The 424-nt window shown below is 68.4% G+C and carries 1 protein-coding gene; it reads left to right on the forward strand.

Going from position 1 to position 424, the window contains the following annotated elements; translation table 11 throughout:
* On the forward strand, positions 1-424 hold a 424-nt coding region (locus D3227_RS40735; protein ID WP_281035089.1), incomplete at both ends, for a solute carrier family 23 protein.

The following is a 424-nucleotide window of genomic DNA, read 5'->3' on the forward strand; positions in this document are numbered from 1 at the left end:
GGCGTGCAGCACGTGATCGCCATGTTCGGCGCCACCGTGCTCGCGCCCATCCTCATGGGTTTCGATCCGAACGTCGCGATCCTGATGAGCGGCCTGGGCACGCTGATCTTCTTCCTCGTCACGGGCGGCCGCGTGCCGAGCTACCTGGGTTCGAGCTTCGCCTTCATCGGCGTGGTGATCGCCGCCAGCGGCTACACCGGCCCGGGCCCGAACGCCAACATGGCCGTGGCGCTGGGCGGCATCATCGCCTGCGGCCTGGTCTACACCCTGATCGGCGCCATCGTGCAGGCCGTGGGCACGGGCTGGATCGAGCGCTGCATGCCGCCCGTGGTGACGGGCGCGGTGGTCGCGGTGATCGGCCTCAACCTCGCGCAGGTGCCCATCAAGAACATGGCCGCCAGCAATTTCGAGAGCTGGATGCAGG

Source organism: Mesorhizobium waimense (genome assembly GCF_003601975.1).
Classification (GTDB): domain Bacteria; phylum Pseudomonadota; class Alphaproteobacteria; order Rhizobiales; family Rhizobiaceae; genus Mesorhizobium; species Mesorhizobium waimense.